This is a genomic window from Pseudomonas sp. S2_B07 (assembly GCF_054668435.1).
The window spans coordinates 1,614,964-1,624,851 of the sequence record NZ_CP162769.1 but is presented as its reverse complement, the minus strand read 5'-3'; the positions used below and the strand labels follow the sequence as shown (position 1 = coordinate 1,624,851).

Sequence of the window (9,888 nt, the reverse complement as noted above, 5' to 3'; positions counted from 1 at the left end):
CAGGTCTGGCTCGACAAATTTTGCGCAAACAAAAAAAGGCGTCCCGCTAGTTGCCTAGCGAGGACGCCTTTGTCCTGGTCCCGTTCTCTCGGGAAGCGCAGTCTTCATCGTTGAAGGCTGGGCTTTATGTGTGGTGGAAAGGGTAATGCAGTGGTTGTGCCAAGTGCTTCAGGTGGCCGGATTTACTGGGTTTGGTCGAAGACTTGGAATGTGAAATAGGTTTTTTCGCACCGAATCAATGCGCGATGCCCGCATTTGGCGCGGATTCTGTAGCAGCAGACTTCGCCAGCGGCTACAGGGGATTTGAATCAGCGATGAAATACAAGAACCAGCAGCACCAGATTCAGCAGCAATGACATCAGCGCCAATGTCCGCCAAACCTTCAACGGCTCACGCTCCATCAACGGTCTGGGCCGCACGCTCAAGCTGCGCCGCTCGCCCTGTTCCAGCAGCAGCAACCATTCTTCCGCCGTTTCAAACCGCTGACCCGGATCCGCCACAACGGCACGTTCCAGGCATTGCGCAATCCATTCCGGCAAATCCGGACGATAGCGACTGGCGCTGACCGGTACACCAAACCGTGGTCGCTGGAACGCTTCGATTTCACCGTAGGGATAATGCCCGGTCAGCAGGAAATACAGGGTCACGCCCACCGCGTACAGGTCTTGTTGCGGCGTCGGGATGTCCCCGCGAAAGGCTTCCGGCGCAAGGTAACTGGGCGTTCCAGGCAGGGCAGAGGTTTGATCCTCTGACAAGCCTGGGCAATACGCGAGGCCGAAATCCAGCAGACGTAATTCGCCGTCGTCACCCAGCAGCAGGTTTTCCGGCTTGATGTCGCGGTGCAGAATCTGCCGTCGATGCAGGAGGCCAACCGCGCGAAGCAGGCGCTCGGCCAGATCTTGCCATTGCGCCAAAGGCAGAGGTCCGACACGGGTGTGCAGAGCTGCCAGCGTCGTTCCGGAATATTCGCGCATCACGTAGTACAAATGCTGACGCTGACTGGCGGCATGGACTTCAGGAAAATGCCGTCCCGCCACGCGCTTGAGAAACCATTCCTCCGACAGCAACGCTTGCCCGGCCAGGTGATCGTCGTGCAGCGCGGCGGGCAAGGTTTTCAATAGCCAGGGTTGCTGTTGTCCGTCGCGAACCCGATAGAGCAGCGATTGCTGGCTCTGGCCGAGTATCCCGTCAACGTGCCAGCCTTCGAAGGATTGACCGGGTTTCAGCGCCGGTGGCAACGGCCATTGCTGTAAGTGAATCAGCGCATCACCAATGCTCGTTTCACCCAGGGCATCGACTCGTACCAGCAAGGCACTTGCGTTGTCCTGGCTGCCGGCCAGGTGCGCAGCGTTGACGAGGGTCTGTGCCGCGCTCTCCAGATCGGGCTGATCTCGCAGAATGGCGGCAATCGCGGTGTCACCCAGCACAGCCCAGATGCCGTCGCTGAGCAGCACGAAACTCTCATTCAGGCGCAATTCGCCATCGAGAAAGTCCAGCACCAGATGCTGATCCAGTCCCAGTGCCCGTTTCAGCACGTGCTGCATGCCCGGCTGGTCCCAGACATGGTCCTCGCTGACGCGCTGCAATTGATCCGCGTGCCAGCGATACACCCGGCAATCGCCGACATGGGCCAGGGTAAAACGCCTGCCGCGCATGACCAATGCACTGACCGTGGTCAGCAGCGGTTGCCCGCCACCATTGGCCTGCAGCCAGCGATTTTGCGCCAGCAGCAGGCGGTCCAGTGCCTGAGCGACACCCCAGGTTTCCGGGGTGGCGTAATAGTCCAGCGCCAGCGCCTGCAAGGTCGAGCGGGCGGCGAGACCGCCGTCGGCGCATTGGCTGACGCCGTCGGCAATGGCGAATAAGTAGCCTTTGCTGGCCGCCAGCGCCGGGGCGGGCGTCACGAGGCGCAGGGCGTCCTGGTTTTCCTCGCGCGGGCCAATGGCGCTGGCTTCGGCAAAGCTCAGTTGCAGGCTCATTGAGGCCTCAGACCCGCGCCGCCGTCACAGCGGCCGAACCCCAGGTGGTTCTCCAGCGACGTTTTACCCCGTGCAGACCGAACCAGGCCAGGACGCCGAGGCTGGCGAACAACCACAGGGCCAGTTGATAACTGCCAGTGCTCTGTTTGATCGCGCCCATGCCTGCCGCCAGCGCAAAGCCACCGATACCACCGGCCATGCCGATCAAACCGGTCATCACGCCGATCTCGCGACGAAAACGCTGCGGCACCAACTGGAACACCGCGCCGTTGCCTGCACCCAAACCGAGCATGGTGCAGACGAAAAGCGCCAGCGCCGCGTAGGAATTCGGAAGATTGAAACCCACCGCTGCAATGCAGAGCGCCGCCACCGTGTACATCGCCAGCAGCGTGCGTATCCCGCCGAAGCGATCTGCCAGGGCACCACCCAATGGGCGCATCAGGCTGCCACCGAACACACAGGCCGCCGTGTAGTAACCGGCCGTCACCGGGCTCAGGCCGTACTGGTCGTTGAAATAGCCGGGCAGGGCGCTGGCCAGGCCGATGAAGCCGCCGAAGGTCACGCTGTAGAAAAACATGAACCACCAGCTGTCGCGATCGCCCAGGGCCTTGAAGTAGTCGGCCATCGACTTGGCTTTCGGCCGTTCCGGCGCGTTTTTCGCCAGCCAGGCAAAAACGATGAGTGTCAGGATCAGCGGGATCAGGGCGAAGCCGAACACGTTGCTCCAGCCGAACGCAGCGGCCAATACCGGAGCAATCAGTGCGGCAAGCACGGTGCCCGAGTTACCGGCACCGGCGATGCCCATGGCTTTGCCTTGATGCTGTGGCGGATACCACTGCGAGGCCAGCGGCAGGGCGACGGCGAAGGACGCCCCGGCCATGCCGAGGAACAGGCCCAGCACCAGCGCTTGCTCATAGCTGTGAATCCCGAGTTTCCAGGCGCCGAACAGCGCGCAGATGACAATCACCTGGCCTATCAGTCCGGCGGTTTTGGGCGATAGACGATCCGCCAGCATGCCCATGATAAAGCGCAGCACGGCCCCGGCCAGGATCGGCGTGGCCACCACCAGCCCGCGTTGTTGGGTGGTCAGGTGCAGGTCGGCGGCGATCTGCACGGCCAACGGGCCGAGCAGGTACCAGACCATGAAGCTCAGGTCGAAATAGAGGAAGGCCGCAAACAGTGTCGGCGTATGGCCGGATTTCCAGAAGCTTGAATTCATCGCGCACCTCAGCTGTGAAGAGTCTCGAGAAGGAGTCATGAGCTAGCAGGTGGGGCGCCTGTGGGCCGCACCACCGGCCCCGGGCTGTGGGGCCAAAACGAAAAAACGCCGCTACCGGATTCGCCAAGGGCAAATGAGGTGAGCGACGTCTTTGTCGTAGGTGGGGCAACCGCCGTTGGTTACCTGTGGTGATTACTTAGCCAGATTTGTGCCAGTTTCAGGAGATCGTTCCCACGCGGAGCGTGGTAATGCCGCCATGGACGCTCCACGTCCGCTTCAAGCTGTAACGAGGAGCGTGGGAACGATCGGTTACCCGAGCAACTCACTCATGGCAATGATCTGCTCGGCAACCTGGATCAACTTCTGTTGCCGGCTCATCGCCTGCCGGCGCATCAGGGTGTAGGCCTCTTCCTCGTTGCAACTTTTCATCTTCATCAACAGCCCCTTGGCCAGTTCGATGCGCTTGCGCTCGGCCAGTTGCTGGTCGCGGGCATACAGCTGGGCGCGCAGGGCCTGGTCACTTTCAAACCGCGCCATGGCCACGTCGAGAATCGGCTGCAGGCGCTGTGCGTGAATGCCTTCGACGATGTAGGCACTGACCCCGGACTTGATCGCCTGACGCATCACGCCGGGGTCGTGTTCATCGGTAAACATGACAATCGGTCGTGGCTGGTCACGGGTCACCAACACCACTTGTTCCAGCACATCGCGGCTCGGTGACTCGGTATCGATCAGGATCACGTCCGGACGCACCGTTTCGACGCGTTCGGGCAGGTCGATGGTCAGGCCCGATTCGTCGATTACCTCGAACCCGGCTTCGGTCAGGGCGGCTTTCAGTCGACCGACTTTTTTCGCAGTGTCGTTGATCAGCAGGATACGCAGCATGTTCGCAGTCTCCTGTCAGCGCTGGGCGAATCGGTGCGAGCTGTCGCTCAGGGCGTGTAACTTGAAGCTGCGGGCATAACCGGCCGGGTCGGAACCGTCCCAGACTTTGCCGTCGATCAACTGGCTGCTGCGCATGTCCTGCCCCCGGATATCGACACCGACGGCACTGGCGGCTTCGCGGTACAGATCCAGTTGCTGGACCTGACGGGCCACGCCGAGGTAATCCGGATCGTCGCGCAACAAGCCCCAGCGCCGGAACTGGGTCATGAACCACATGCCGTCGGACAGGTACGGCACGTTGACCTCGCCGCCCGCATGGAAGCGCAACGCGTGCGGGTCCTGCCAGCGATGGCCCAGGCCGTCGGCGTAGTCGCCCAACAGGCGCGGTTCGATGCAGTCGAGGGGGGCGTCGAGGTAGTCGGGCGCGCTCAACAGCTGCGCGGTGCTGCGGCGGTTTTCCGTGCTTTGTTCAATGAACCGGCTGGCTTCCAGGATCGCCATCACCAAGGCCCGCGCGGTGTTGGGATACTGCTCGACAAACGCACGGGTGCAGCCGAGGACTTTTTCCGGGTGATCGGGCCAGATGGTCTGGGTCGTCGCCAGGGTAAAGCCGAGATTCTGTTGCACTGCGCTGGCGGACCACGGTTCACCCACGCAAAAGCCATCGATACGCCCGGCTTGCAGGTGCGCGACCATTTGCGGGGGCGGTACCACCACGCTGTCGACATCTTGCAGCGGGTGGATGCCCTGACTCGCCAGCCAGTAATACAGCCACATGGCGTGGGTGCCGGTCGGAAAGGTCTGGGCGAAGGTGAGTTTCGGGCGAGATTGGTGCACGTGGCGCTCGAGTGCATCAGGACTGGTCACGCTCAGCGCCTGCAAACCGTGAGAGAGATTGATGCTCTGGCCATTCTGGTTCAGGCCCATCAGCACGGCCATGTCGGTCGAGGCCACGCCGCCGATGCCCAGATGGACGGCATAAATAAGACCATACAGGCTGTGGGCGGCGTCGAGTTCGCCGCTGACCAGTTTGTCCCGCAGGTTGGCCCAGGACGACTGGCGCTTGAGGTTCAGGGTCAGGCCGTAAGGCTGGGCGAACCCCTGAGTGGCGGCGACCACCACCGAGGCGCAGTCGCTCAGGGCCATGAAACCGAGGTTGATGTCGGTCTTTTCCGGGGCATCGCTGCCATTGACCCACGCCAGAGGGTTGGCTGGAACTTCAATCATCGATAAGCACCTTGCATAAAAAACGCCGTACCAGGCGCCTTGCCAGAGCAAGGGCCAGTGACGACGCCGTTGTCTTTCGACCCATTCCGCCGTTGGCATGAGTGCTGATACCGGTGGTGGTGCAAGGCATATGCCATCGCTCGCTGATTTTGTCGCGCGCCTCGCCTGCGGCCCCGATGCGCGGCTATAATTGCCGCCACTTTTCGTAGCCCAGAGTCAAACCCGCCCATGTACACCCTGGCCCGTCAGCTGTTGTTCAAACTTTCCCCGGAAACCTCCCACGATCTGTCTCTGGACCTGATCGGCGCGGGCGGACGTTTGGGCCTCAACGGCTTGCTGTGCAAGGCCCCGGCGAAAATGCCGGTGTCGGTCATGGGCCTGGACTTCCCGAACCCGGTGGGCTTGGCGGCGGGTCTGGACAAGAACGGCGCGGCCATCGACGGTTTCGCCCAGTTGGGTTTTGGTTTTGTCGAAATCGGCACCATCACCCCGCGTCCGCAACCGGGCAACCCGAAACCACGGATTTTTCGCCTGCCGGAAGCCGAGGCGATCATCAACCGCATGGGGTTCAACAACCTTGGCGTCGATCACCTGCTGGCGCGTGTAGCCGCCGCCAAATACAAGGGCGTGCTGGGCATCAACATCGGCAAGAACTTCGACACCCCGGTCGAGCGCGCGGTCGATGATTACCTGATCTGCCTGGACAAGGTCTACGCCCACGCCAGCTACGTGACGGTCAACGTCAGCTCGCCGAACACCCCGGGCCTGCGCAGCCTGCAGTTCGGCGATTCGCTCAAGCAGTTGCTCGCTGACCTGGCCACGCGCCGCGCCGAGTTGGCGTTGCGTCACGGTAAACATGTCCCGCTGGCGATCAAGATCGCACCGGACATGACCGACGAAGAAACCGCGCAGGTCGCACAAGCGCTGATTGAAACCGGGATGGACGCGGTGATCGCCACCAACACCACCCTGAGCCGCGTCGGTGTAGAAGGCATGGAGCACGGTGACGAGGCGGGCGGTCTGTCCGGCGCACCGGTTCGTGACAAGAGCACCCACACCGTGAAGGTGCTGGCCTCGGAGCTGGCCGGTCGCTTGCCGATCATCGCCGTGGGCGGGATCACCGAAGGCAAACACGCCGCAGAGAAAATCGCTGCGGGTGCGAGCCTGGTGCAGATCTACTCCGGCTTTATCTACAAAGGTCCGGCGCTGATTCGTGAGTCGGTAGACGCCATAGCCGCCCAGCGCTGACGTGTAGCAGCTGTCGAGCCTCGCAGGCTCGACAGCTGCTACACGTTTCGGCGAAAGACAGGCATAAAAAAGGGCTCCTCGAAGGAGCCCCTGGGCCGGAGCCCGCCGTCCGGATGGGACGTGCGTGGTTAATTCATTCAGTCATCAGATTGTCGTGTCGGAGTGTTAGGCCCTGTAAATTAGCCGACGGCGTGAAGTTCGTTGAGTCTGTGGATTCCCGCAGTGCCGGTCATACCGTCCCAGTTGTCGCCGCGTCCCTCGCGCCAGCCGTTAATCCAGGCTTGGCGTACTGACGGTAGAGTAAATGGGCAAAGCTCACGGGATTTGCCACCAACGCCATATTGATATCCGCGCAAAAATGCTCTTTCCAACGGATCACGCTTAAGTCTTCTCATAGGGTGTTGCCCTCACTTGTTGACTGTATTTATCGCGTAGACCTCAATCGAGGTCTGGCAGAAAAAAACTTCTGCCGTTGGGGCCCGCTGCCGGCGTCGCGAGCCAAGGTGTCGACGTCGTTGCGGCGTCAACCTGTGTTGAGTTCTAACCAATGCGTCACATCGAGGGAATGATCGTTTTGTCATAAGGACGTAACCATAAAGATGCTATGGCCATAAGTAACACGATGTTTGCCCGTGTTTATTGGCCAAAGCCCTGTATGATCGGCCCCCCGCAGGATGACGGGGTTAATCCTTTAGTGAGAATGACTTCTGTTGCGCAGAAGCATTATTCGACGAAGGGTCGACTTATGACATTTTGTTGCATCAACTTTTTTATCTGCCTGTGCATCTAAGCTCTTCTAACCTGAGCAGCACAGGTGGGACGGCACACCTTCGTGCCACGCGGGCGCTCTTTTAGAAAAGCGCCTGATTGAAAACCGGATCGGCAATGCGTTGTCGGTTCACTTAGCTAAAGGCTCTGAAATTCCAATGTCCGATCAATTCGAAATCTTCCTCACTTGCCCCAAAGGCCTTGAAGGCCTGCTGATCGAGGAAGCCGTCGGGCTTGGCCTTGAAGAAGCACGTGAGCACACCTCTGCCGTGCGCGGCATGGCGACCATGGAAACCGCTTATCGCCTGTGCCTGTGGTCGCGTCTGGCGAACCGGGTGTTGCTGGTGCTCAAGCGTTTCCCGATGAAAGACGCTGAAGACCTGTACCACGGCGTGCTGGACATCGAGTGGCAAGACCACATGCTCAACGACGGCACCCTGGCCGTCGAGTTCAGCGGTCATGGCTCGGGCATCGACAACACTCACTTTGGTGCCCTGAAAGTCAAAGACGCCATCGTCGACAAACTACGCACCCCGCAAGGCGACCGTCCGTCGATCGACAAGCTCAACCCGGACCTGCGTATTCACCTGCGCCTGGACCGTGGCGAAGCGATTCTGTCCCTCGACCTGTCCGGTCACAGCCTGCACCAGCGTGGTTATCGCTTGCAGCAAGGCGCGGCGCCGCTGAAGGAAAACCTCGCGGCCGCGATCCTGATCCGTTCCGGCTGGCCACGCATTGCGGCCGAAGGCGGCGCGCTGGCTGACCCGATGTGCGGTGTCGGTACGTTCCTCGTTGAAGCAGCGATGATCGCCGCCGACATGGCGCCGAACCTGCGTCGCGAGCAATGGGGCTTCACCGCCTGGCTCGGTCACGTCCCGGCGCTGTGGAAAAAACTTCACGAAGAAGCCACCGAGCGCTGTGCGGCCGGCCTGGCCAAGCCACCGCTGTGGATTCGCGGTTACGAAGCCGACCCGCGCCTGATTCAACCGGGCCGCAACAACGTCGAGCGTGCCGGCCTGAGCGAGTGGATCAAGATCTACCAGGGCGAAGTCGGTACGTTCGAGCCGCGTCCGGACCAGAACCAGAAAGGCCTGGTCATCTGCAACCCGCCGTACGGCGAGCGTCTGGGCGATGAGGCGAGCTTGCTCTACCTCTACCAGAACCTCGGCGAACGTCTGCGTCAGGCCTGCCTGAACTGGGAAGCCGCGGTGTTCACCGGCGCCCCGGACCTGGGCAAGCGCATGGGCATTCGCAGCCACAAACAGTATTCGTTCTGGAACGGCGCGTTGCCGTGCAAGCTGCTGCTGATCAAGGTCACACCCGACCAGTTCGTCACCGGCGAACGTCGCACCCCGGAACAGCGTCAGGTCGAGCGCGAGCAGGCTGAAGTCGAAGTCGCCGACAACGACGTGGCACCGGGCAAGTACGAGAAGTACAACAAGAACGGCAATCCGATCAAACCGGCCCCGGTGGTGATCGAGCAACCGCGCTTGAGCGAGGGCGGGCAGATGTTTGCCAATCGCCTGCAGAAAAACCTCAAGGCGTTGGGCAAGTGGGTCAAGCGTGAAGGCATCGACTGCTATCGCGTGTATGACGCCGACATGCCGGAATACTCCATGGCCATCGACCTGTATCAGGATTGGGTCCACGTCCAGGAATACGCCGCGCCGAAATCCATCGATCCGGAAAAAGCCTCGGCCCGCATGTTCGATGCCCTGGCCGCGATTCCGCAGGCCTTGAACATCGACAAGAGCCGTGTGGTGGTCAAGCGTCGCGAACGCCAGAGCGGCACCAAGCAGTACGAGCGTCAGGCTGCGCAGGGCAAGTTCGTCGAAGTCAATGAAGGTGGCGTGAAGCTGCTGGTCAATCTCACCGACTACCTCGACACCGGGCTGTTCCTCGACCACCGCCCAATGCGCATGCGCATTCAGAAAGAGGCGGCCGGCAAGCGCTTCCTCAACCTGTACTGCTACACCGCAACGGCCAGTGTTCACGCGGCCAAGGGCGGCGCACGCACCACCACCAGCGTTGACCTGTCGAAAACCTACCTCGACTGGGCGCGTCGTAATCTGTCGCTGAACGGTTTCTCTGACAAAAACCGCCTGGAGCAGGGCGACGTGATGGCCTGGCTCGAGGCCTGCCGTGACGAGTACGACCTGATCTTCATCGATCCGCCGACGTTCTCCAACTCCAAACGCATGGAAGGGATCTTCGACGTGCAACGCGATCAGGTGCAGTTGATCGACCTGGCCATGGCGCGTCTGGCACCCGGTGGGGTGTTGTACTTCTCCAACAACTTCCGCAAGTTCACCCTTGAGGAAAACCTCGCCGAGCGTTACGCCGTTGAAGAAATCACTGCCCAGACCATCGATCCGGATTTCGCCCGTAACGGGAAGATCCACCGTGCCTGGAAAATCACCGCGCGTTGACACTTGAGCTGATTGGATCCACAGAGCCTTGATTTTTAAAGGCTCTTGGGTCATTTCAGTGCTGGCCAAATTAGTGGCTAATGGCTATAACTCACTCATGGCCAATGGGCTTTTCCGGCACCTGGCATTGTGA

The 9,888-nt window shown here is 60.9% G+C and carries 7 protein-coding genes; 2 read left to right on the top strand and 5 right to left on the bottom strand.

The features are described 5' to 3' along the window. Positions 1 to 308: 308 nt before the first annotated feature. The 4 genes from AB4N43_RS07515 to AB4N43_RS07500 all read right to left on the bottom strand — a co-directional run bounded on the left by AB4N43_RS07515 (position 309) and on the right by AB4N43_RS07500 (position 5,310). The gene (locus tag AB4N43_RS07515; RefSeq protein WP_027922563.1) at positions 309 to 1,979 is read right to left on the bottom strand and encodes a bifunctional protein-serine/threonine kinase/phosphatase; all 1,671 of its coding nucleotides are present in this window, start codon (positions 1,977 to 1,979) and stop codon (positions 309 to 311) included. Between the two features lie 7 nt (positions 1,980 to 1,986). After that, complete coding sequence (locus AB4N43_RS07510; protein WP_027922564.1) at positions 1,987 to 3,198, bottom strand: nitrate/nitrite transporter; 1,212 nt, start codon at positions 3,196 to 3,198, stop codon at positions 1,987 to 1,989. A 309-nt stretch (positions 3,199 to 3,507) separates the two neighbouring features. Continuing rightward, complete coding sequence (locus tag AB4N43_RS07505) at positions 3,508 to 4,083, bottom strand: ANTAR domain-containing response regulator (RefSeq protein ID WP_027922565.1); 576 nt, start codon at positions 4,081 to 4,083, stop codon at positions 3,508 to 3,510. A gap of 15 nt (positions 4,084 to 4,098) precedes the next feature. After that, entirely contained in the window at positions 4,099 to 5,310 is a 1,212-nt protein-coding gene (locus AB4N43_RS07500) for a CmpA/NrtA family ABC transporter substrate-binding protein (RefSeq protein WP_027922566.1), read from the bottom strand. Positions 5,311 to 5,538: 228 nt separating this feature from the next. Between AB4N43_RS07500 and AB4N43_RS07495 the strand changes: the two genes are divergently transcribed. Then, positions 5,539 to 6,558, top strand: coding sequence for a quinone-dependent dihydroorotate dehydrogenase (locus AB4N43_RS07495; RefSeq protein WP_059181321.1), 1,020 nt, complete (start codon positions 5,539 to 5,541; stop codon positions 6,556 to 6,558). Positions 6,559 to 6,737: 179 nt separating this feature from the next. Here AB4N43_RS07495 and rmf read toward each other — a convergent pair whose 3' ends face one another. Further along, complete coding sequence (rmf, locus tag AB4N43_RS07490; protein WP_003223300.1) at positions 6,738 to 6,953, bottom strand: ribosome modulation factor; 216 nt, start codon at positions 6,951 to 6,953, stop codon at positions 6,738 to 6,740. A gap of 531 nt (positions 6,954 to 7,484) precedes the next feature. Between rmf and rlmKL the strand changes: the two genes are divergently transcribed. Continuing rightward, positions 7,485 to 9,755, top strand: coding sequence for a bifunctional 23S rRNA (guanine(2069)-N(7))-methyltransferase RlmK/23S rRNA (guanine(2445)-N(2))-methyltransferase RlmL (gene rlmKL / locus AB4N43_RS07485; protein ID WP_027922568.1), 2,271 nt, complete (start codon positions 7,485 to 7,487; stop codon positions 9,753 to 9,755). Positions 9,756 to 9,888: the final 133 nt, after the last annotated feature.